The sequence below is a fragment of the Microvirga soli genome, from assembly GCF_016734765.1.
Taxonomy (GTDB): Bacteria; Pseudomonadota; Alphaproteobacteria; order Rhizobiales; family Beijerinckiaceae; genus Microvirga; species Microvirga soli.
This window is the reverse complement of sequence record NZ_JAERQE010000066.1, coordinates 1-19,463: the sequence shown is the minus strand read 5'-3', so window position 1 is coordinate 19,463 and position 19,463 is coordinate 1. Positions and strand designations below refer to the sequence as shown.

General features: G+C 62.4%; 24 protein-coding genes and 1 tRNA gene. 11 read left to right on the top strand and 14 right to left on the bottom strand.

What is annotated here, in order from left to right:
- Nucleotides 1-86: 86 nt before the first annotated feature.
- Nucleotides 87-983 (bottom strand): SDR family oxidoreductase, encoded by an 897-nt coding sequence (locus tag JKL45_RS26635; protein WP_246499006.1) that lies wholly within the window; start codon nt 981-983, stop codon nt 87-89.
- Between the two features lie 249 nt (nt 984-1,232).
- Here JKL45_RS26635 and JKL45_RS26630 point away from each other — a divergent pair, with 249 nt between their 5' ends.
- Nucleotides 1,233-2,183: a carbohydrate kinase family protein gene (locus JKL45_RS26630; RefSeq protein ID WP_201864822.1), complete on the top strand. Its 951-nt coding sequence runs from the start codon at nt 1,233-1,235 to the stop codon at nt 2,181-2,183.
- Nucleotides 2,180-3,112: a pseudouridine-5'-phosphate glycosidase gene (locus tag JKL45_RS26625; protein ID WP_201864821.1), complete on the top strand. Its 933-nt coding sequence runs from the start codon at nt 2,180-2,182 to the stop codon at nt 3,110-3,112. Before JKL45_RS26630 ends, JKL45_RS26625 begins: the two co-directional genes overlap by 4 nt.
- Nucleotides 3,113-3,115: 3 nt before the next feature.
- Here JKL45_RS26625 and JKL45_RS26620 read toward each other — a convergent pair whose 3' ends face one another.
- Nucleotides 3,116-4,030: a histone deacetylase family protein gene (locus JKL45_RS26620; protein ID WP_201864820.1), complete on the bottom strand. Its 915-nt coding sequence runs from the start codon at nt 4,028-4,030 to the stop codon at nt 3,116-3,118.
- 28 nt (nt 4,031-4,058) lie between these two features.
- Nucleotides 4,059-4,949 (bottom strand): MYG1 family protein, encoded by an 891-nt coding sequence (locus JKL45_RS26615; protein ID WP_201864819.1) that lies wholly within the window; start codon nt 4,947-4,949, stop codon nt 4,059-4,061.
- 207 nt (nt 4,950-5,156) lie between these two features.
- Here JKL45_RS26615 and JKL45_RS26610 point away from each other — a divergent pair, with 207 nt between their 5' ends.
- From JKL45_RS26610 to JKL45_RS26585, 6 genes are all read left to right on the top strand, one after another.
- Entirely contained in the window at nt 5,157-5,369 is a 213-nt protein-coding gene (locus JKL45_RS26610) for a heavy-metal-associated domain-containing protein (protein WP_201864818.1), read from the top strand.
- Between the two features lie 10 nt (nt 5,370-5,379).
- On the top strand, nt 5,380-5,868 hold the full coding sequence (locus JKL45_RS26605) for a DUF4396 domain-containing protein (protein ID WP_201864817.1): 489 nt from the start codon (nt 5,380-5,382) through the stop codon (nt 5,866-5,868).
- A gap of 35 nt (nt 5,869-5,903) precedes the next feature.
- A complete protein-coding gene (gene copM, locus JKL45_RS26600) occupies nt 5,904-6,287 on the top strand; it encodes a CopM family metallochaperone (protein WP_201864816.1) in 384 nt (127 codons plus the stop codon).
- A 125-nt stretch (nt 6,288-6,412) separates the two neighbouring features.
- Nucleotides 6,413-6,715 (top strand): hypothetical protein, encoded by a 303-nt coding sequence (locus JKL45_RS26595; RefSeq protein ID WP_201864815.1) that lies wholly within the window; start codon nt 6,413-6,415, stop codon nt 6,713-6,715.
- 91 nt (nt 6,716-6,806) lie between these two features.
- On the top strand, nt 6,807-7,295 hold the full coding sequence (locus tag JKL45_RS26590; protein WP_201864814.1) for a DUF411 domain-containing protein: 489 nt from the start codon (nt 6,807-6,809) through the stop codon (nt 7,293-7,295).
- Between the two features lie 40 nt (nt 7,296-7,335).
- The gene (locus JKL45_RS26585; protein ID WP_201864813.1) at nt 7,336-8,343 is read left to right on the top strand and encodes a ribonuclease Z; all 1,008 of its coding nucleotides are present in this window, start codon (nt 7,336-7,338) and stop codon (nt 8,341-8,343) included.
- Nucleotides 8,344-8,345: 2 nt separating this feature from the next.
- Here JKL45_RS26585 and JKL45_RS26580 read toward each other — a convergent pair whose 3' ends face one another.
- Complete coding sequence (locus JKL45_RS26580; RefSeq protein ID WP_201864812.1) at nt 8,346-8,810, bottom strand: DUF2726 domain-containing protein; 465 nt, start codon at nt 8,808-8,810, stop codon at nt 8,346-8,348.
- A gap of 139 nt (nt 8,811-8,949) precedes the next feature.
- Here JKL45_RS26580 and JKL45_RS26575 point away from each other — a divergent pair, with 139 nt between their 5' ends.
- The gene (locus JKL45_RS26575) at nt 8,950-9,657 is read left to right on the top strand and encodes a L,D-transpeptidase (protein WP_201864811.1); all 708 of its coding nucleotides are present in this window, start codon (nt 8,950-8,952) and stop codon (nt 9,655-9,657) included.
- Between the two features lie 244 nt (nt 9,658-9,901).
- Nucleotides 9,902-10,960 carry a peptidoglycan L,D-endopeptidase MepK gene (locus JKL45_RS26570; RefSeq protein ID WP_246499004.1) on the top strand — a complete coding sequence of 353 codons (1,059 nt, stop codon included), beginning with the start codon at nt 9,902-9,904 and terminating at the stop codon, nt 10,958-10,960.
- Nucleotides 10,961-10,973: 13 nt separating this feature from the next.
- On the opposite strand, the gene JKL45_RS26565 is transcribed toward JKL45_RS26570, so the two are convergent.
- The 9 genes from JKL45_RS26565 to JKL45_RS26525 form a co-directional block, all read right to left on the bottom strand.
- Nucleotides 10,974-11,402, bottom strand: coding sequence for an RNA polymerase sigma factor region1.1 domain-containing protein (locus JKL45_RS26565; RefSeq protein WP_201864809.1), 429 nt, complete (start codon nt 11,400-11,402; stop codon nt 10,974-10,976).
- A 160-nt stretch (nt 11,403-11,562) separates the two neighbouring features.
- Nucleotides 11,563-11,820, bottom strand: a complete 258-nt coding sequence (locus JKL45_RS26560; protein WP_201864808.1) for a hypothetical protein — start codon at nt 11,818-11,820, stop codon at nt 11,563-11,565.
- Between the two features lie 95 nt (nt 11,821-11,915).
- Nucleotides 11,916-11,992 (bottom strand) — tRNA-Asp (locus tag JKL45_RS26555).
- Nucleotides 11,993-12,136: 144 nt separating this feature from the next.
- Nucleotides 12,137-12,361, bottom strand: coding sequence for a hypothetical protein (locus JKL45_RS26550; RefSeq protein WP_210345898.1), 225 nt, complete (start codon nt 12,359-12,361; stop codon nt 12,137-12,139).
- 34 nt (nt 12,362-12,395) lie between these two features.
- A complete protein-coding gene (locus tag JKL45_RS26545) occupies nt 12,396-12,899 on the bottom strand; it encodes a peptide deformylase (protein ID WP_201864807.1) in 504 nt (167 codons plus the stop codon).
- A 42-nt stretch (nt 12,900-12,941) separates the two neighbouring features.
- A complete protein-coding gene (locus tag JKL45_RS26540) occupies nt 12,942-13,337 on the bottom strand; it encodes a VOC family protein (protein ID WP_201864806.1) in 396 nt (131 codons plus the stop codon).
- A 480-nt stretch (nt 13,338-13,817) separates the two neighbouring features.
- Nucleotides 13,818-14,858: a hypothetical protein gene (locus tag JKL45_RS26535; RefSeq protein WP_246499001.1), complete on the bottom strand. Its 1,041-nt coding sequence runs from the start codon at nt 14,856-14,858 to the stop codon at nt 13,818-13,820.
- Nucleotides 14,858-17,758: a penicillin-binding protein 1A gene (locus tag JKL45_RS26530; RefSeq protein WP_201864805.1), complete on the bottom strand. Its 2,901-nt coding sequence runs from the start codon at nt 17,756-17,758 to the stop codon at nt 14,858-14,860. Before JKL45_RS26530 ends, JKL45_RS26535 begins: the two co-directional genes overlap by 1 nt.
- A gap of 183 nt (nt 17,759-17,941) precedes the next feature.
- Nucleotides 17,942-18,700, bottom strand: a complete 759-nt coding sequence (locus tag JKL45_RS26525) for an SDR family oxidoreductase (protein WP_201864804.1) — start codon at nt 18,698-18,700, stop codon at nt 17,942-17,944.
- A gap of 176 nt (nt 18,701-18,876) precedes the next feature.
- On the opposite strand from JKL45_RS26525, the gene JKL45_RS26520 reads away from it, so the two are divergent.
- A complete protein-coding gene (locus JKL45_RS26520; RefSeq protein WP_201864803.1) occupies nt 18,877-19,284 on the top strand; it encodes a DUF1236 domain-containing protein in 408 nt (135 codons plus the stop codon).
- A gap of 75 nt (nt 19,285-19,359) precedes the next feature.
- Here JKL45_RS26520 and JKL45_RS30955 read toward each other — a convergent pair.
- A partial coding sequence (locus JKL45_RS30955; protein ID WP_199051118.1) for a DNA translocase FtsK occupies nt 19,360-19,463 on the bottom strand: 104 nt, incomplete at its 5' end.

The window sequence follows — 19,463 nt, the reverse complement described above, 5'->3', positions numbered from 1 at the left end:
CCATCACGGCAAAAGATGCCAAAGGCTGGATCAGGCATGCCGGCTATGCCCTACACTGAGACCAAAAGCGCTTTAGGTGAGCTGGTCTAGGGTTGCCCGCCTCCACCAGCGGCGCCGTAGATCTGCCCTGTCGCATAGCTGGCATCGGATGCGGCAAGCTGCACATAGATCGAGGCGAGTTCCACCGGCTGACCGGGACGGCCCATGGGCGTGTCGCCGCCGAATTGCTGCAGCTTCTCCTGGGTTGCGCCGCCGCTTACCTGCAGCGGCGTCCAGATTGGTCCGGGCGCAACACCATTGACGCGAATACCCTTGGGGCCGAGTTGCTTCGCGAGCGATTTGGTGAAGTTCATCATGCCCGCCTTGGTCATGGCGTAATCGACCAGATTGGCGGATGGGTCATAAGCCTGCTCGGAGGTGGTCTGGATGATCGTGGAACCTGGGCTGAGGTGAGGCAGCGCAGCCTTGGTGATCCAGAACATGGCATAGATGTTCGTCTTCATCGTCGCGTCGAAATCCTCTGACGTGATGTCCAGAAGCGCCTGACGTTGTTGCTGACGCGCAGCGTTGTTGACCAGAATATCGAGACCGCCCAGGCGCTGCACCGCCTCGGCCACGATGCGGTTGCAGAGAGCCTCGTCCCGGATATCGCCTGGCAGAGCCACGGCGACGCGGCCCTCCTTCTCAATGAGTTCGATCACTTCCCGCGCATCAAGCTCTTCGTCGGGGTAGTAGCTGATCGCCACATCGGCCCCTTCACGGGCATAGGCGATGGCAGCCGCACGCCCCATACCGGAATCGCCCCCGGTAATCAGTGCCTTGCGGCCGAGAAGCCGTCCGGAACCCTTGTAGCTCGTCTCACCATGGTCCGGGCGTGGCTCCATCTGATGGGCAAGGCCCGGCCAGGGTTGGGATTGGGAGCGGAACGGCGGCTTAGGATATTTCGTGGTCGGGTCGTCCTTGGCGACAGCCGCACCGCCCATCGTATCCTGTCGAGAAATCGAGTTGTCGTCACTCCGGTCCATACCGCAGCCCTTTCTATCGCTTGATCCAGACCGATTAACCGACTGCCGACGCTCGGGTTCAAAACACGAAAGGCATAAAGCCCTTGTCTCACTCGGCACTGTCCAGACCATTGCGCGCATAGCCTGCTCCCAGTTTGGCTCCCATTGCAGCAGGACCGGTAATTCGGCATACCCATTTCGCAAGTGTTCAAGGAGCACGTCTGACGCATGAAGCCTGGGATCAGCATTACATGCATCGGTGGTGCGGCCGTCGACCGGAAGTACCGGGCGTTGGACGCGATCCGACCTGGAACGTCGAATCCCGTTCATTCCGAGCTTTCCTTCGGCGGAGTAGCCCGCAATGTCGCGGAGAACATCGCCCGGCTCGGTGTGAGCGTCTCGTTGGCCTCGATCCTCGGCAAGGACGAGAACGGACGCGCATTGCTCGAAGATCTCCAAAGCCTCGGTATCGACACACGGTTCATGGCGCTCTCAGACGTGCATGCCACGGCGGAATACGTGGCCGTCCTGCAGCCGGATGGTGAACTGGCCCTCGGCCTCGCCAACATGGCGATCTTGAACGAACTGACCCCTGCCCTGCTGGGCAAGATTAATCTCGATTCACAGACGAGCTGGCTCTTTGCCGATTGCAACCTGCCGTCCGAGACCTTGCATGCTCTCATCGACATCGCGCGGCGTCGCTCGCTCACGCTTGCGATAGACGCCGTCTCGACCCCGAAGGTTGTGCGCCTGCCACGAGACCTTCACGGCCTCGGATTGCTGTTCCTGAACCTGGACGAGGCTCGCACCTTTCTTGGCCAGACCGAGACGTCGCCGGACGAGGCTGCGACGCGCCTTCGTGCCTGCGGGGCCGAACGGGTTGTCCTCACTCTCGGTGAAAGCGGCCTCGTCGTGGCGGATGGCTCAGGTGTTCATCGGATTGGGGCTGTCGGCGCAAAGATCGTCGATGCAACAGGTGCGGGGGACGCCCTGATCGCCGCCACTCTCGTGGCGCTCCTGCAGGGCCACTCCTTCAGGGGAGCTGCCCGCCTTGGCGCGGCAGCCGCGGCGCTGGCCGTGGAGAGCACGGCGAGCGTTCGACCCGACCTGTCCTTCGCCTTGCTGGAAACCACATTGTCCCTTAGAGCCGTCGCAACCTTCGAACGGGAGCCCTCATGAACCACGACATCGCCGGCCGTTTTCTCGACATCGCTCCCAACGTGCAATCGGCTCTCGCGGCAGGCGAGGCCGTGGTCGCGCTCGAATCCACCATCATCACCCATGGCATGCCTCATCCGCAGAACGTCGCCACGGCCCGTGAGGTGGAGGCAGTGGTGCGCGAGAACGGAGCCGTGCCGGCGACGATTGCGATCATCGAGGGGCGCATCAAGGTCGGGCTGTCGGATACAGAACTCGACTGGCTCGGAACAGCCAAGGACGTGATGAAGCTGAGCCGAGCCGACCTGCCCTACGCGGTCGCTTCCCGGCGCCACGGTGCCACGACCGTTGCCGCCACCATGATCTGCGCCCATCTCGCCGGCATCCGGGTCTTTGCCACGGGCGGCATCGGCGGTGTCCATCAAGGCGTCGAGACGAGCATGGATATCTCGGCCGATCTCGACGAACTCGCCCGTACGCCGGTAGCGGTGATCTGTGCCGGCGCGAAAGCCATCCTCGACCTCCCGCGAACCCTCGAATATCTCGAGACGCGGGGCGTCCCTGTGGTCGGCTACGGGACGGACCGTTTCCCTGCTTTCTGGAGCCGCACGAGCGAGTTGCCCGTTCCCCTGCGCCTTGACAGCCCTGAGGCCATTGCAGACCTGATCCGCACCAAGGAAGCACTTGGCCTCGCCGGCGGTGTTCTCGTGGCCAATCCCGTTCCGAGCGCTGACGAGATTCCGGCAGACGAAATGAGCGGATACATCAATGCCGCCATCTTGGAAGCGAAGACGCGCGGCGTTTCCGGAAAGGCCGTGACGCCGTTCCTGCTATCCACCCTTTTCGAGAAGACCGGCGGACGAAGCCTCGCTACCAACATCGCATTGGTCAAGAATAACGCCGCGCTCGCCGCCCGGCTGGCCGCATCACTCGCGCGATCCAGAGTGTAGGGATCAGCCGTTCGCCTCGCTCCAGGCGGCCATGGCTTCGAATGCGATGGCGTGGCGCTTGGCCAGGGCGTCGATATCCGTGGAGTAGCCGCCGCCGATGACGGTCACCATGGGGATGCCGCGGCTGCGGGCCTGCTCGATCACATAAGCGTCCCGGCGGCGCAGACCTTCGTCGGTGAGATCGAGCCGTCCCAGCTTGTCGTCGCGGTGCGGATCGACACCTGCATTCAGAAAGACCAGCTCCGGCTCGATCGCGTCGAGAAGGCGCGGCAGATGGGATCGAAGAACCTCCAGATAGGCATCGTCCTCCATGTGGTCCGGCAGGTCGATATCGAGATCGCTCGGGATCTTGCGCACGGGATAGTTCTTTTCCGCATGCATGGAGAAGGTGAAGAGATCCGGCTCGTCGCGCAGGCAGTCCGCCGTACCGTCGCCCTGGTGCACGTCGAGATCGACGACGAGCGCCCGCTGGATCGTGCGGTCGGCCCTCAGCGCCTTGGCTGCGATGGCGACATCGTTGAAGACACAGAAGCCAGCGCCGGTTTCCCTCTGCCCATGATGGGAGCCGCCGGCCGTGCTTCCAGCCAAGCCATGCTGGAGCGCAAGCCGCGCTGCAAGGAGCGTGCCGGCAGCGGAGGCACGGGCGCGCCGAACGACACTTTCACTGACCGGAAGACCGATGCGCCGCTCAATCTCGCGGGGGACGGAACAGGCGAAGACCTGATCCACGTAAGCGCGCGTATGAGCCAGCGCGATCAAATCCGCGGACGCTTCGCCCGGCACCACGAAGCCGTTGGGGGCAAGGCCCTTCTCGGCCAGCAGTTCGGCCAGTCGCCCATATTTCAGCATCGGGAACCGATGATCATCGGGGAGCGAGGCCACATAGGCAGTATGGGAGACGATGGGGACCTGCTTCATGGCTTAAGCTTCTGTTGCGAGGTTCCGGCTAGTGCCCGGCAGCGATGGCCTTTTCTGCGAGCTGCACCGCCGATTCCTGAGAGCGCGCTCCGCAGATAAAGCCGCCAGGATGGCAGAACACGCCGTCCTCGATTCCGGCGGCTTGCGAGAAATCCGTCTCCTGCAGTCCACGCCAGGCCTCAGGCAGGGCGAGGCGCTGACCGAAGGAGTGCGGCTCGGGCGGAATGGTGCGGCAGTACCAGGCCGTCAGATCCTCGTTCGGGTAGATGACGAAGAGGAGATCGTTGAGGCCTCCCTCGAAAACCGCCTTCTCCCAGGGCAGCTTGCGGTCGAGAACGATCACGCGGGTATCACGCGCCCGTCTGGCAGCAGCCATCACAAGCGAGAGAGCCTTGGCCTCGGCATGGGCCTGCCGGCAGGCCCGGGCCAGGATCCCCCTGGCGAAACCGGCGGCCTCAAGAAACGCGTCGTCATAGGATTGGCCGCTGTCCCAGGTCGGATTGAAGGCCTCCACCAGCATCGCGAGATGGCTCTGGCTCGCCGTGGCAACCCCGTTATCGGCTTGGTCGATGGCGAAGATGAAGGTCGCGTCGATGTCCTGCCAGACGGATTCCAGCACATCCTCGCCGATTCCCGGCACGAGCCGTGGCAGGGCCTTTCGCCCGAAATCCCGCCAGATCAGGCCGACCGAACTGTAGGGCGTTCCGTCCTCCCGTCGGGGCAAGTCCCGCATGTGGTGGTCGTACCGGCCCTGGGCAGGTTCATAGATCCCGCCTACGTCGAAGACGATGCCGGCAGATTCGATCAGCGCCGTATCGCGGGTTCGGGCGAACTCAAATGCCTCGAAGGCATCGCGCAGCACGGAATAGGCGAAGACGTCGTCGGCATGGAACGTGCCGCTATGGGTGACTATCCGCATCAATCTCCTCCGACCAGCGTCGGCTACTCCGTATCACTCGTGAACAAAACCGCGATAGCAGAGCTATACGCTCAAGATAAGCCGTTTCGGACCAATCCTTTATGCTCATTCAGGATTATTCTCGGACAAACCGAGCCAGCCCGCTTGACCTTACCATCGTGGGAACGCCTACAGATTCTGGGACCCTGAGATGAAAGGATCCCGGCCATGCATATCTTCCACATTCCCGGCATGAATTGCGGCGGCTGCCTTCACGCCGTCACCCGGGCGATCCAGGCCCTCGACCCTCAAGCACAGGTTGAGGCCGATCTGGAGGCACGTATCGTCAAGGTGGTCTCCAGGCAAAGCGAGGCTTCGCTTCTCAACGCCCTGAGCAGCGGCGGCTACCCGGCTCAGATACCCGCCCATCCTGCTGCATGAGGAGGCAATTATGCCTGCCGATGCTCATTCTCACCATCACCATGGCACGTCGTCCAAGAACGATTTGAACCGTACGGCTCTGAGCGCCACAATCCACTGCCTCACAGGCTGCGCCATCGGCGAGGTGTTAGGCCTCATCATCGGCACAGCCTTCGGTTGGGGCACCGGCGCGACCATCGTGCTCGCGGTCGCCCTCGCTTTTCTGTTCGGATACGCTCTGACCATGCTGCCCCTGCTTCGGAGCGGTCTGCCCTTCGGCACGGCGCTAGGCCTCGCCCTCGCGGCGGATACGGCTTCCATCACCATCATGGAGATCGTGGATAACCTGATCATGGTGGCCATTCCGGGCGCGATGGATGCCGGCCTCACCAGCCCGCTCTTCTGGGGAAGCCTTGCCCTGTCCCTGCTTATCGCCGGCGCATTCGCCTTCCCGCTCAACCGCTGGCTGATTTCCCGCGGACGGGGCCATGCCGTCGTGCATTCCGTTCACGGACACTGATCCCGCATCGCCGATCAACCTTAAGGAGAACCATCATGAAGCATCATATTTTCGCACTTGCCGCAGCCATTTCGACCCTGCCAACCCTTGCAATCGCCCAGGGCGCCCATGGCGGGCATTCCGGCCATTCCACTCCAGCCCAGATGGCAAAGACGCCGGATACGCCCGCGACCCAGGGCTACAGGCAGGCGAACGAAACGATGCACAAGAACATGGACATCGCCTTCAGCGGTAACGCCGACATCGACTTCGTGCGTGGTATGATTCCCCATCACCAGGGCGCAATCGACATGGCGAAGGTGGCTCTTCAGCATGCGAAGGACGAGCAGATCCGCAAATGGGCTCAGGACGTTATCCGCGAGCAGGAACGCGAGATCGCCGAGATGCAGGCTTGGCTCAAAAGCAAGGGCGTTCAGTAGTTACGCCCAGACCAGAGGTGACCGGCGATGGCTTTTCTCCCCATCCCCTGTATCAGGGTGCTGCCACGAACAGGCGGATGAAGCGTTAGTGGATATCCCCTGCGGGCGAATGGAAAGGAAGAACGATGTTCACGCTTATGATCAGCGACAAGCCTGTTGCCATCACCAATGCCAATGAGGAAGAAGCCCGCGAACTCCTCATGAGCGAGGAGTTCAAGGACGACCTCAAGGTGCTCGAGAGTGAGGGCGCTCCTCTTTGGGACGGCTTTGCCAGCCTGAACGTCAGACCGGCCACGGAAGAGGAAAAGGCCGAGTTCGAGGGAGCCGATTTCGATGAGGACGAGGAGGACGATGAGGAGGAGGAGGAAGGCCCCTACATCATGTTCCTGGTCGACGTGACCGACCCTGACGAGGAGGATGAGGGCTAAGCGCCTGATACCTCGACAGCCCTGCTGATCCGGCAGGGCTCAAGCATCGTCGGTCCGGATTCTTCGGGCCGACGCACAGGAGGAGACTTCCATGGGTTCGAACCTGCCAATCAGCCGACGGATGCTCCTTGCAGGCTTTGCTGCGTCCGGCTTGATCATGACGGCGCGCAGCCCTCTGGCGGCTGGAACCCTGCCGAAGATGGTGGTGACCAAGGACCCGAACTGCGGCTGCTGCACCGGGTGGGTCGAGCACGTCAGGGCGGCCGGTTTCGACGTCGAGGTGGTCGAATCCGCTGAGGTCAACCGCCTGAAAACCCGTCTCGGCGTGCCCCAGGCCCTGGCATCATGCCATACGGCTGAGATCGGCGGCTACGTGATCGAGGGACATGTTCCGCCAGCCGCGATCAAGCGCCTGTTGGCCGAGAAGCCGGATGGCAACGGTCTGGCCGTTCCCGGCATGCCTGTCGGATCACCCGGCATGGAGGTTGAAGGGACGGAACCCGAAACCTACGAGGTTGTCCTGTTCGCACCGTCCGGGCAGCGGACCTACGCACGCTACACCGGGGATCGCGAAGCATGAGGCAACTGGAACACTCCGGATCGCGGACCGTTGGCCGGGGATGAGTTGGCTTGTTCAACCCCGGCTCGTGAACGACTCCTTCAGCGACCCGGGCCTCTACCTCGACTTCCGCTATGGCCGCCGCGCCATCCTGTTCGACCTGGGAGATGTCAGCCCTCTCTCGTCCCGCGAATTGCTCCGGGTGAGCCACGTCTTCGTATCGCATACGCATGTAGACCATATCGCAGGCTTCGACCGGCTGTTCCGCCTGTGCCTGCACCGCCCCTCGCCGCTGACACTCATTGGCCCGCCGGGCTTCGCGGAGCAGATCGAGCATCGGATCCGAAGCTTCACATGGAACCTGCTCGACGAGAGTTCCGTCGATTTCTGCCTTCGCGCGATGGATTACGACGGCTACCGTCTGACCCGGGCTGCCGAGTGCCACGCCCGTGAGGCGTTCGCCCGCCGCGATGTCGCGCCGCCGGTTTTTCCGGACGGCATCGCCTGGATGGAAGATGAGTTCAGGATCGAAGCCGTTGCCCTCGACCACGGCATCCCGTCCCTCGCCTTCGCCCTGCGGGAGGTGCTGCAGGTGAATGTCTGGCGGGCTGTACTCACAGAGATGGATCTCGCTCCGGGTCCGTGGCTGAACGAAGCGAAACGGGGGGTGCGTCTCGGGTTGCCGGATGACCATGCCATCGACTTACCAAGCGGCTCAATCCGCCTCGGAGATCTCAAGCACCGTGCCTTGCGGGTGGCTCCAGGACAGGTGGTCGCCTATGTGACCGATGCCGCTCCTCATGGGGACAACCGGCCCAAGATCCTTCAGCTCACTCAAAGGGCGGATCAGCTCTTCATCGAAGCGGTGTTTCTGGAATGCGACCGCTCCCTCGCCGTGGCCTCGCACCACCTCACCGCATGGGAGGCCGGGGCCCTCGCTCGTGAGGCCGGTGTCCGGCACGTCACGCCATTCCATCATTCGGCGCGCTATCTGTCCGAGCCCGATGCTCTGCGGGACGAACTCTATAAAAGCTTCGGAACGGCAGACCGGGGAGCGATCTCCGCCTGACCTTATTCCGCAGCAAAGACGGCCTGTTGAATCTGGCGTGGATCGGGCCTGCGGCTGGAATTGAAGCGGACGACACGGTAGCCGCAGGATTTCAGGATCCTGTCGCGCTGCGCGTCCTTCCGGGCATCGTGGGAACGATCGTCCAGCTCGACAATCGCCACCACCTCCATGTCCTCGACGATGACCCAGTCGACGCGGGTGTTCGAGATTCTCTTGAACGCCAGCCAGAAGGCGCGGCTGCCCTCCTTTGCGTCCGGGCGGACGAGCGCCAGAATAGGAACCTGCGGCCAGATCTGACAGTCAGGGCAGGCAGCGAGAAGGCGCCCGTAGAACTCCCTCTCATTCTCCGTCATGATCGTCGCGCGGCGGTAGCGCGGCTTCCGGGTCAGGAAGAGGACGAGCACCAGCAGAATGCCGAGCACGGCGCTGCCGGCCAGCCATGACCACGAGAGATTTTCAATCGTCATATCGCCTCGCCCCTGCACTCGCTCAAACGTGAACGGTTAAGGTTCGCCCCATCGGTAAAGCATAGCAGCTAGCATGAAACCGGCACGCATGGTCCCGCGTCTTCTTATTGTCGAGTTACAAAACATCGGGGAGAGCACAATGGACCTGAGCCGCCGAACCTTCCTGCTCGGAGCGTCCGCCGCTGCCGCAGGAGCCACTCTTCCGTCCGGTCGCGCCTTCGCACAGTCGCTGCGCGACATGTCCGCCTACCAGCGCATGTATGGCCCTATCGACGACGATCTCTATCCTGTCCCGGGCATCGAGCTTTCGCGGATCAATCCGGCCTATCTCCGTCGCGTGGTCCAGTACGACACCACGGAGGCTCCGGGAACCATCGTGGTCGATCCCAAGAGTCGATATCTCTATCTCGTCATGCGTGACGGCATGGCCGTGCGCTACGGTGTCGGCGTTGGTCGTTCGGGCTTTGGCTGGTCGGGTGCCGCCACCATCAAGACCAAGCAGGAATGGCCGGACTGGTACCCGCCGAAGGAAATGTTTGCCCGTGAGCCTGACCTCATGGACCAGATGGGCGACCTACCCGGCGGCGCCGGCATGCCCGGAGGTCCGGGAAACCCGCTGGGTGCCCGCGCCCTCTACCTCTGGCAGGGCAACAAGGACACGCTGTACCGCATTCACGGCACCTTTGAGCCATGGACCATCGGCACCAACGTCTCGTCCGGCTGCATCCGCATGATCAACCAGGACGCGATCGACCTCTACAACCACACGCCGACAGGCACGAAGGTGGTTGTTCTGAACGCATCACCTGGGCGTGGAAAGCGCGATCAGACCGCCGCCCGCTCCTGACATTAAGCAAATAGGCACCCCTTGTGCCTATTTTTGCCATGGTTAACGATCACACGTCGCTTGGGGACGCGGGAACTTACAAACCATGGCGGGAATTTTCGCCCGATCCAGGCGGTCGGCTGGCGGATGCAAGACAGTCTCTTTACCGAAGCGCGGCCGTTTATCGTGCGGAGGAAAGGCTCTTCGTGCCATCCTCGGCCTCTCCGGTGCGGCTTTCGCTCTCCTGACTTTTTCCCTGGGGCCGATGCAAGGGGCAGCCGCGTTCGGTGAAACACGCACGCTCAGCTTCTTCCATACCCACACCAACGAAAGCCTGACCGTCACCTTCCGGCGGAACGGCCAGATCGACGAGGGCGCCTTGAGCCAGCTCAATTGGTTCCTGCGCGACTGGCGCGTGGACAAGCCCGCCCAGATGGACTCGCGCCTGTTCGATATCCTCTGGGAGGTGTACCGGGAATCCGGCTCCTCCCAGCCCATCAACATCATTTCCGCCTACCGCTCTCCGGAAACCAATGGCGCCTTGCGCCGTCGTTCTAGCGGCGTGGCGGAGAACAGCCAGCACATGCTCGGCAAGGCTATGGACATCCGCCTACCGGACGTGGACACCGGCCGCCTGCGAGCCATCGCGATGAAGATGCAGTATGGCGGCGTGGGCTATTACGCTTCCTCCGCCTTCGTCCATGTGGATACGGGCAGCGTGCGCGCTTGGCCGCGCATGACGCAGCAGCAACTGGTGCAACTGTTCCCCGACGGGAAAACCCTGCACCTGCCCTCGAACGGCAAGCCGCTGTCAGGCTATGAGGTGGCAAGGGCCGAGATCCCGGCCCGTAATGCCGCCTTGGCAACCCAGGCTTCGGCCGGGTCAGGTCCATCCATCGGCAATGTTCTCGCCAATCTGTTCGGGCGCAAGGATGCTCAGCCGGCGGCGCCGCAGGGCACCTCACAGGAGAACCCGGTCGTGACACTGGCCTCCGCCGATCCTGAGAGTATCGCAGTTCCCGCACAACCGGCCCCTCTCCCGCCGGCGCGCCCAAAGGAAATCAGGCTCGCCAGTGCCGCCCTGCCCAATGAGGTATCCGGTGCGGTTTCGGCTATCCTCCCGGTTCCGGCCAGCGTTCCCGGACCTGAACCGATCTTGGGATATGACGAGACGGCGGCGGTCAAAGCCCTGTTCGATCCACGCACGGCGTTTCTGGATGTGGGCTTCACCGCACGTCATCAGCAGGAACTGAGCGTGACGCAGTTCACCGGACCAGCGGTCAAGCCGCTCCCGCTCGTCGGACAGACCGAGGCTGAACTTTAGAGCTCAGACCCGCTCAAATCCCGAAGAGGATCAGGGCCGCGACCATCAGGGCGAGGACGAGCAGGCCCGCTGCTGCCACCGCCCAATGGGCAGCGCGCTTCTCCTGCTGAACGAAGGCCGGTGCGGCCTGAGCGGGGGATGCCTTCTGCAAGGGAGACGTCCGCTTCTTCACTCGGGCAGCAGCCGCACGGTCCGGGAACGGAATGATTTCGGCGCTTCTGGCTGGAGCCGGAACCGGTCTCGGGCCGGGAGCCATCAGGCTGTCATCCAGTTCGACCGGAACACCGGCCTCTTCGAGATGCACAACAATCAGGGCGATGTCTTCCGCGCTCATAGATTGGATCGGGAGATTGGTCTCAAGATCCAGGGTCGTCAGTTGCCCCTGCTGGCGTCCCAGGGCGATCAAGCGATCCAGGGTATTGCTGTCGAGCGCCTGCTGCATGAGGCACCACCCCATTGTGGTTGTTGGGCTTAGGAAGCAGCCAAGGCCACTTCGAAGGTTCGCCGAGCTAACGCGGCGATTGCCCCAGACGTTGCAGTGGAAAAAGGTCTATGATGAATTTTGAAGAAGCTGTGCTCAAGGCCGCCCGAGGAGCGAGAGCCTAGTTCTTCGTGGCCGTCGAGGCTTCCTGGAGAGCCTCCTTCTCACGCCGCACCTGCTCAGACAGTTGCTCGGCGATAGCCACGAGCTTTCCGGCCATGAAATGCTTGCCGTGCAGCTCAACCTGGCCCGCCAATCCCACGGTCAGGAGGGTCTCGAAGACGGTCTCGGCGGGAAGCCCCTTGCGGATCAGGTCGATGGCAACCTTCTGCCACTGGTCGGACAGCTGATCGCGGATTTCAGAAGTTTCATTGCTCATTCCGGGACCATACAGGATCCGAAAGCGCTTGTCCCGCGCGGCTCGTGTGATCGCAAGGAGGGAATGACGGTCTGCCTGTGCAGCCTGAGGGAGAGTGGCGCGGGCGACGGGGCTCGAACCCGCGACCTCCGGCGTGACAGGCCGGCACTCTAACCGACTGAGCTACGCCCGCGCATTTCTCTTATCCATCGCTTGCCCTGGTCGAGCGTTTCTCGCGATGGAGGCGCGCTCGTACCGGCGATTGGGGACGCTGTCAAATGGTGTTTCGATTATCCCCAAGAGGCAGCCCCTGGAGACACGGCGCCGCGCTGGGGAGTCAGTCCCTGGTGCTGATCGAGAAGATCTCGTAGCCGGCTCCGTCGAGCAGCCGGACGGACTCGATCTCGGGATCACGGGATTGGGGCCGCCGCGCCAAAGAGAACACCTTCAACGCCCGCTCTTTCGCCTTCTCGACGGAATCGGTGCGAACGAGAATTCGCCGAATGATGCCGCCGCCCGCCTCCTCGGAGGCCACGGATTCGATGCGATAGACTTCAACCACGTTCCCAGAACTCCATTGCCAGCGCCCGGCTTCTTCAAGCCTTGACGCGCTGCAGCTTGTCGAACCGCTTGATCAGGCGGTCGCGCTTCAACTTCGATAGCCGGTCGATCCAGAAGATGCCATCGAGCTGATCGATTTCGTGCTGGATGCAGACCGCCATCAGGCCTTCCGCTTCCTCCTCGTGCTCCCGGTCATCTAGCCCCCTGTACCTCACCCGCACGCGGGCATGACGCTCGACCTCGTCGTTGACGCCCGGCATGGAGATGCTTCCCTCCACGTGCCGGATCGTCTCTGGGGAGGACCAGACGATTTCCGGATTGACCGAGATGTGAGGCTGGATACCGCCTTCCAGCTGAATCACCACGAGCCGCTGCATTACCCCGACATGCGGAGCCGTGATGCCGATGCCTGGCGCGGCATGCATGGTCTCAAGCAGATCCGCTGCCAGCGCTCGGACCTCCTCGTCGATACGGATGATCGGTTCCGCCTTCTGACGCAGACGGGGATCGGGGAAGCGGATGATGGGACGGACAGCCACGCGATATCTCTTGAAACGCAACAGGTGAAGACAGACGCCAGGCTACTTGTAGCGGCCGCCGCGCTGCAGCACCTCAATCTTGTACCCGTCCGGATCCTGCACGAAGAAGAACCGGGCCAGAGCCCTGCCATCGAGCTTCAGCTCCTTCAGAGAGGTCGGGCTGAGGCCAAGTGCCTCGAAGCGGGCATGCTCAGCTTCGAGATCGTCAACGGAGAGCGCGAGGTGCCCGTAGCCGTCGCCCAGAAGGTAAAACTCCGTGCGGCCGTGATTGACCGTCAGCTCGAGTTCGAACTCGCTCTTGGGATTGCTCAGATAGAGCAGCGTGAAGCCTTCGAATGCCAGGCGCTCCGCTACTGTGAGGCCAAAGGCCTTTTCGTAGAACGCAAGGGAGCGCTGCTCGTCGAGAACCCGGATCATGGAATGAATGGCTCTAGCCACGGGATACCTCTGTACTTCGGACGCCTCCTGTACTGGTGGAGACGATCCTGATCTGACCTGTTGGAGGTGAAATAGCAGCGCAGGGCCCGGAACGAAAGGACAGCGCCTTGTCCTTTCCCGTCTCGAGAAAAAGCCTTCCCCGGTCTAAAACCGAGGAAGGCAAGTTCGGGAGGAAGAAACGCTGACTACCCGGCTCAAACATCCACGGGACAGAGTTGTTACGCTCCTGCGGCGTTCCAACACACCTGCCCGAGAGAGCCAGCAAAGCCAGTCAGAGCCTCAAACGTGGCGCAATCAAGGAAATTTGATGCCCGCCAAGGTTCGAAAGTGGAGAACGGCAAGGAACATTGAACAAGATGAATACTTGGTTTGATACGGAGGCACCATTCCCCGCAACCCCTTGTCGCCTCCGCAGACTCACAGCCCCGTTCAGCCTGATGTGGACGGGGCTTTTTCTGGACTGAAGCTCGACAATACTGATTATTGCTCGATTAGGTCGGCAATCGCGCGGATCCGGTTCCGGACGTAATCGGGAAGGCCGGCGCTGATGGAACTGCCGGAATTGAACGAGCTTTTCCCCATCAGCACCTGAGCCGGAATGAGATTGCGCAGAACGGGAACGTTCTCGAACTCCTTCTTGCGCTCCAGCACATCGGTTTCGACGGCCAGAGCCATGAAAACCGTCGCGACTGTCCGGTTCGGATCGGCAGGATGCTCCTGAAGAACGGCCAGGAGCTTTCCGAACTGCATCACCTGGTTCACGCTGAAGATCGTCTGCTCGAGCACGCCAGCGACCGGCGCTTCTAACGCCGTCAGCTTGGTGAGACCGGCACGATCGATCTCCTCCTGAGGCAGCACGCGGATCTCGGTCTGGAACTCCATGAATTCCGAGATCTTCTTGCCGCCCTCCTCCAGCTTGTTGGCCAGCCGGATCCCGACCGGCAGCTTGCCCTCGAGCGGGTAGCGGGACTCGATGCACAGGCTCGCCGGAGCCTCGCACCAGCGCCGGTTCGGGTAGCGGTTATGGGCACTCTGCGGATCCACCTGCGGCGCTGCCTGCTCGGCCGAGATGCGCCGGTGCTTGATCGACGGGTCTATTTTTTCCAGCGTGTCGAGGCGCGCGAAGCGGGCGAGGTCCACCGAACCTGGCGCCTTGCCGATCAGGAACCGCGCCTCCACCACATACATGTGGAGCTTCTCGGTGTAGGTTTTTTGGATGCCGTGCACCGACACCTTGATCGTGGGCTCGATGTAGTTTGGGAAGAGGCTTAGAAACTGCTTCTGCACGGGCCGCTCGCGGCTCCAATCTGCAAAGCGGATCAGGCCTGTCCCGGCATCGGTCAGCTTGTCGTCCCGCTGATCGCTGAACACAATGGTCTTCGGCTTCAACTTCGCCGGAGCGATGGCCGTCACGGACGGCACCTCCTCGATCCGGAACTCCTCTGCCCAGGCGCCTCCGACAGAGGCAAAAAGAGCCGTAGCGGCGATCATAGACCGCCTGACGAAAACCTGCAGTGCCATCAGTAAACCTGTCCGTTGCGCCAGAGATAATCCGGATCGACGCGCCTGGGTCTGCGGGGCGCCTCGTCCTCCCACCACCAGCGGAAATTGCGCTCGGGCTGAACCTGGCGTCGTGCGGGAGGAGCGGACTGGCGCGGATCCTCAAGCCAGCCTGGTCCCTGCGCATAAGGTCCGTCCTCGTAGTAATCGGGACCTCCCCTGTCCTCTCCGTCGCTCCACGGGTCCGGATTGCGGAACGCATAGACTTCGGACTGCGGCACGAGGCGGAACTGCGTCTCGGCCAGTCGACCGAACCAGTTCAGGCGGAAATGCTCCATGAAGCCTTTTCGCCCGTCCGTCAGCCGGTCGCCTGTGTTCAGGTCTATCGGCATCGCGATCAAGTGCTTGGCCGCTTGCGGCGATGGGGGGCTGAGCGGAGCCTTCGGGGCGTGGTGCTCCCAGGCCGCCTGGAGGATCGACTGGAAGATGGGAGCCGCCACCTTGCCACCTGTCTGTCCGCGCCCGAGCGTGCGGCGCTTGCCGTCGGCATTGTCATGTCCAACCCACACGGCAATCGTAACATCGTTGGTGAAGCCCACGAACCAGGCATCGTTCTCGTTGTCGGAGGTTCCCGTCTTGCCGGCGGCATAGGGGGCCAGCGCCTTCAGGGAACGTGCCGTGCCGCGCTCCAACACACCCTGGAGCATCGTCTTCAACTGATAGAAGGCGGCGGCGTCAGCCGACCCCATGCGTGTCAGCGGGCGCGCTTTGCGACCGTAGAAGATCTGTCCATCCTTCTCCACCGCGTCGATGGCATGTGGAACCGGCATGGCGCCTTCATTGGCGATCGCCGCATAGAAGGCTGCCAAGTCGAGCATCCGCACGGGCTGCGCGCCGAGCACGAAAGGATAATGCGGCGTGCATTCCAGATAGAGCTGTGCCTCCATGGCGAGTTCGCAGACCCGCTTGAGGCTCTCCTCGGGCGAGGTCTCAATGGCGCCGCCGAGCAGGCGCGCCGTGACAAGATTCTTGGAATTCTCAAGCGCCCTTCGCAGGGTCATGATTCCCGAACGCCCACCATCGAAGTTCTTAGGGCTCCAGGAATCGCCCGCTCTCGTACCCGCCTCACTCCTTACAGGCGGGAGCGTCACGGGGGCATCCCAGATGAGCGTGTTCGGCTGCAATCCCTTAGACAGAGCAGCGAGATAGGTGAGCGGCTTGAAGGCGGAACCCGGCTGACGGTGCGCCTGCGTGGCCCGGTTGAGCTGGCTCAAGGGATAGGAGAACCCGCCGGTCATGGCGAGGATCCGACCGGTCTTGTTCTCCAGGACGAGCGCGCTGCCCTGCACGAAGGGCGGCGTTCTCAGATCGGCACGAACGATCCCTTTGCCTTTCTGCTCGACGAGCTGAACACGCACCACATCGTAGGGCTTGAGCTCTCGTCGGGCCGCTTCCCAGGCGTTCAGCGCCAGGACGCGCCCATCCGCGAGCCCCACGCGCAGGACGTTTGCGCCCGTTTTCCGGTCCCTGCCCTTTTCGATCACCACCGCCGCGGGCCAGCGAACATCGTAAAGCGGCAGGCGCACAGCCTCCAGGGCACGTATCCACGTCGGGGTTTTGTCTTCAGTAGCCTTGCTGCCTTCGAGGGTCTTCACAGCCTCGGCGATATTGGCCTCAGGCCCCTGATAGCGTTGCCGCCCGATGCTCAGCTCATAGCGGGCGAGCCCTTCCTGAAGTGCGGCCTCCGTCTCCTGTTGCAGGGCCGCATTGACGGTGGTGCGCACCGTATAGCCGCCTGCGGTGAGGCTCTCGATGCCTGCAAGCGTGCGCGCATCGCGGCTGACGTGATCGACGAAGTGAAAACCCGTCGTGCGTCTGGTGCGCTCATGGGCCACCCGGCTCGGCAGGGAGGCCACTGCCTGCTGCACCTGTTCGGGCTTCAGGAAACCGTCCTCCTGCATCCGGCTCAGCACATAGGCCATCCGCTCTTGGGCGCGCTCGGGTTTCGTGTCGGGATTGTAGTAGTTCGGCCCTTTGGCGAGCCCCGCGAGAAGTGCCCCCTCGGATACCGAGAGCGCCTTGGCGCTTTTCCCGAAATAGCTGCGGGCCGCCATCTCGATGCCCCAGGAGGAACGCCCGAGATAAATCGAGTTGAGGTAGATCTCGAGGATCTCCGCCTTGCTCAGCACCCGCTCGATGCGCGAGGCCACGATCATCTCGCGCATCTTGCGGTCGTAGGTGACGTCGTCGCCCACGAGCAGGTTCTTCGCCACCTGTTGCGTGATGGTCGAGCCGCCCGCAGGACGGCCGGGATTGGCCATGTTGCCCATGAAGGCACGGATCACACCGCGCTCGTCGATGCCTTGATGCTGATGAAACCGCTTGTCCTCCGCGGAAACGAAGGCTTGCCGCACGCTTTGCGGAATATCCGCCAAAGAGACCCAAATACGGCGGTGGTCAGGCTCGAACACTTCGGCAAAGCGCTTGCCGTTTCCGTCCAAAATCACGCTGACGCCCGGCAGCTTCAGGCCCTTGAGCTTTCCCGCATCGGGCAGTCCGGCCACGGCGGCATTGTAATAGGAGATCACCTCGCCGAGATCGACCGGTGCGGGCTCGACCGTCTCGCCCTTGCAGAACTGACGGTAGCTCGCGTGCAGATCGTTGAAGCTCAACCCCTGCAGGACCTTCAGGTCGCCTGTGACAGCCTGCGGATCGTCCATGGCGGTCGCGATGAGGTCGTCGAGATTGATATCCTCGATGTCGAAGGCCCGGCGCATGTGGGTGCAGCCGCTCTTGAGGATCTGCGACACCTCTCCCTGATCCCGAACAGGATCGAAGCTCGTCTTGACCGTATCCGGATCGACGAGAACCTGGCTCAAGGTCAGGGCCGTTGCGAAAATCTTGACGAGGATCGCGCTCATTCCGCCGCCATCATCGGATCATTCACCCCATGAGAAGATCGTCGGCTCGGACAGGCAGTCCGCGCCTTCGCTGACGGAACGAACCCTGCCGGAGCCCAGATGAATGGAAGCCGACCATCAGGAGGAAATGGGGCGGCCGAGCTTACATCCCAGATGCAGCCGGCATGGTCACGGCAATGTGTCTCACCCGCGCCCGACGAAAGGCATCTTGGTTGCCATGACAGTCATTGTGAGAACATTGGCATCCAACGGCAGGCCAGCCATGTAGACGACAGCATCGGCTACGTGCTTTGGATCGATCCTGGGCTCCGGCGCTACGGTGCCGTTCGGCTGCAGGACACCTTCGGTCATTCTCGCGGTCATGTCGGTTGCCGCATTGCCGATGTCGATCTGGCCGCAGGCGATGTCATAGGCGCGCCCGTCGAGGGATGTCGATTTCGTCAGTCCGAGGACGGCATGCTTGGTCGCCGTATAGGGTGCCGAGAACGGGCGTGGGGCGTAGGCCGAAACTGAACCGTTATTGATGATCCGCCCGCCTCGTGGAGTCTGGTCCTTCATGATCCGGAAGGCTTCCTGCGTGCAGAGGAACGTCCCGGTGAGGTTGGTGGCCACCACTGTCTGCCACTGCTCGAAGGGGATCTCCTCCAAGGGTACAGCCGGCGAACCGATCCCGGCGTTGTTGACCAGGACATCGAGCCTGCCGAACGCCTGCTTCGTAGCCGCAAAGAGCGCTGCCACAGAGGCAGGATCCGTCACGTCGGCCGGCAGTATGAGGACGGAGCGGTCATCACCCCCGATTTCGCGTGCGGCGTCTTCAAGAGCCTCCCGGCGCCGTCCTGCCATCACGACCATATAGCCGGCCTTCACGAGCCCCTCGCAGATGGCTCTGCCTACGCCGGTTCCGGCGCCCGTCACAATCGCAACTCTGGAGCGTTCCGCCATGATGCCCTCCTTAATCTACGGCCACGTCTGACATGACAGATGCACCCATGAGCGGAAACGGCAAGGACGCATGCCAAGACTACACAGCTTTCGCTCTCGGAATCTATCCGCACTCCCAGAGGGAACCAGCTAAGCTTTTCCGCGTTCGCATGGTGCTACTCGGAAAGGAATCCGTCATGCGCAATCATGTCCTAAGTTCGGCTGCAGTTCTGACTCTTCTCGCTCTTCCTCTAGCTGCTTGCCAGAGTGGTACGACCGCGGGCGCCGCGGGCGGCGCCGTCACAGGTGCCATCGTCGGCGGTCCAGTCGGCGCCGTGGTCGGCGGTGTCGCCGGTGCTGCAGTGGGCGGTGTTCTCAGCGCTGAGGAATCAACCCGCGTCCGCAGCTATGCGGTCGCCGAGCGCCGTCCCTCGATCCGCGTCTCCGAGGAGGTGGTCGTCGGCCAGCCTCTGCCGCCGCGCGTCAGGCTCTACTCTGTCCCGCCGACCGTCGGCCTGCGCAACAACTACAGCTATACGGTCGTGAACGACCAGACCGTGCTGGTCGATCCGCAGACCCGGACGGTGGTTCAGGTTATCGAGTGATCGGACAACATTCTTAGAAACCAGAAAGGCGGCTCTCACGAGCCGCCTTTTCTTTTGAGTTCAATGCTCTCCGGATTAGTCGTCCATATCCAGGTGGGTCATCAGAATCTCTCTTTTCCCGGCGTGGTTTGCGGGACCGACGATGCCCTCCTGCTCCATGCGCTCCATGAGCGAAGCCG

Coding starts and splice junctions, on each gene's coding strand:
- JKL45_RS26635 (WP_246499006.1), bottom strand. CDS start 983: ATGGGCGGTGCGGCTGTCGCCAAGGACGACCCGACCACGAAATATCCT.
- JKL45_RS26630 (WP_201864822.1), top strand. CDS start 1,233: ATGAAGCCTGGGATCAGCATTACATGCATCGGTGGTGCGGCCGTCGAC.
- JKL45_RS26625 (WP_201864821.1), top strand. CDS start 2,180: ATGAACCACGACATCGCCGGCCGTTTTCTCGACATCGCTCCCAACGTG.
- JKL45_RS26620 (WP_201864820.1), bottom strand. CDS start 4,030: ATGAAGCAGGTCCCCATCGTCTCCCATACTGCCTATGTGGCCTCGCTC.
- JKL45_RS26615 (WP_201864819.1), bottom strand. CDS start 4,949: ATGCGGATAGTCACCCATAGCGGCACGTTCCATGCCGACGACGTCTTC.
- JKL45_RS26610 (WP_201864818.1), top strand. CDS start 5,157: ATGCATATCTTCCACATTCCCGGCATGAATTGCGGCGGCTGCCTTCAC.
- JKL45_RS26605 (WP_201864817.1), top strand. CDS start 5,380: ATGCCTGCCGATGCTCATTCTCACCATCACCATGGCACGTCGTCCAAG.
- copM (WP_201864816.1), top strand. CDS start 5,904: ATGAAGCATCATATTTTCGCACTTGCCGCAGCCATTTCGACCCTGCCA.
- JKL45_RS26595 (WP_201864815.1), top strand. CDS start 6,413: ATGTTCACGCTTATGATCAGCGACAAGCCTGTTGCCATCACCAATGCC.
- JKL45_RS26590 (WP_201864814.1), top strand. CDS start 6,807: ATGGGTTCGAACCTGCCAATCAGCCGACGGATGCTCCTTGCAGGCTTT.
- JKL45_RS26585 (WP_201864813.1), top strand. CDS start 7,336: ATGAGTTGGCTTGTTCAACCCCGGCTCGTGAACGACTCCTTCAGCGAC.
- JKL45_RS26580 (WP_201864812.1), bottom strand. CDS start 8,810: ATGACGATTGAAAATCTCTCGTGGTCATGGCTGGCCGGCAGCGCCGTG.
- JKL45_RS26575 (WP_201864811.1), top strand. CDS start 8,950: ATGGACCTGAGCCGCCGAACCTTCCTGCTCGGAGCGTCCGCCGCTGCC.
- JKL45_RS26570 (WP_246499004.1), top strand. CDS start 9,902: ATGCAAGGGGCAGCCGCGTTCGGTGAAACACGCACGCTCAGCTTCTTC.
- JKL45_RS26565 (WP_201864809.1), bottom strand. CDS start 11,402: ATGCAGCAGGCGCTCGACAGCAATACCCTGGATCGCTTGATCGCCCTG.
- JKL45_RS26560 (WP_201864808.1), bottom strand. CDS start 11,820: ATGAGCAATGAAACTTCTGAAATCCGCGATCAGCTGTCCGACCAGTGG.
- JKL45_RS26535 (WP_246499001.1), bottom strand. CDS start 14,858: ATGGCACTGCAGGTTTTCGTCAGGCGGTCTATGATCGCCGCTACGGCT.
- JKL45_RS26530 (WP_201864805.1), bottom strand. CDS start 17,758: ATGAGCGCGATCCTCGTCAAGATTTTCGCAACGGCCCTGACCTTGAGC.
- JKL45_RS26525 (WP_201864804.1), bottom strand. CDS start 18,700: ATGGCGGAACGCTCCAGAGTTGCGATTGTGACGGGCGCCGGAACCGGC.
- JKL45_RS26520 (WP_201864803.1), top strand. CDS start 18,877: ATGCGCAATCATGTCCTAAGTTCGGCTGCAGTTCTGACTCTTCTCGCT.